Here is a 789-nt window from a genome sequence, read left to right as displayed (position 1 = left end):
GGCCACGATTAAGCAGCTCTTTCATATGCGCGGTCATATCTGCATCCTGTCCCAGCTGATTCGCCAGCCGCTCAGGCTCAATACGGATCAGAACCGGAATGCGGTAATCATCGTTCAGCGCCTGGCGCATGCCCGGGTTAAAGAATGGCACCTTGCTCACGGTTCCAAGGCGAATACCGCGGAACTCCACCGGCGCACCCGGCTGCAGGCCGCGAATCGAATCTTTAAAGAACATCAGGTAGTCGACATGATCGGTATAGAGCGAATCCTGAATACTGCGCTGATCGTCATACAGTTTAAAGGCGCTCTTCTCCGCCACCGGCTGTCCTAAGTCCAGCCCATCCGGGATATCAAAACTGACGCCGCCGCCAAACAGCGTCGCCAGCGATCCCATTTCGACACGCATCCCGGCAGAAGTGAGATCGACGGCGATACCGCTATCTTTCCAGAAACGGACATTGCTGGTCACCAGCCGATCGTTCGGCGCATTGATGAAGAGCTGATAGGTCATGGTCCGTTTTTGCGTATCAAAGTTACTGGTTTCAACCGAGCCCACACGATAGCCACGGAACAGCACCGGATCGCCAGGTGAGAGTTGACCCGCCTTGCTGCTGTCGAGGATCACGCGGATACCTTTGGCATCCGGCGGTGCCAGCGGAGGGGCATCCAGCAGGGTATATTGATCGGGCACGCTGCCTTTGGCACCCGGCTGAAGTTCAATATAGGCACCCGATAGCAGTGTTCCGAGGCCGCTGACCCCTTCACGACCGACCTGCGGTTTTACTACCC

Annotated in this window: 1 protein-coding gene; it reads right to left on the bottom strand. The window is 56.8% G+C overall.

The genetic code is table 11. The annotated features are described in order from the left end of the window. Positions 1–789 (bottom strand): MlaD family protein (locus P3R27_RS14465; protein ID WP_301399142.1); only part of this gene is annotated, 789 nt, incomplete at both ends.

The organism is Enterococcus spodopteracolus, assembly GCF_030441955.1.
Classification (GTDB): domain Bacteria; phylum Bacillota; class Bacilli; order Lactobacillales; family Enterococcaceae; genus Enterococcus_B; species Enterococcus_B spodopteracolus.
The sequence above is the reverse complement of the archived record's forward strand: the minus strand, read 5'-3'. Positions and strand labels throughout refer to the sequence as shown.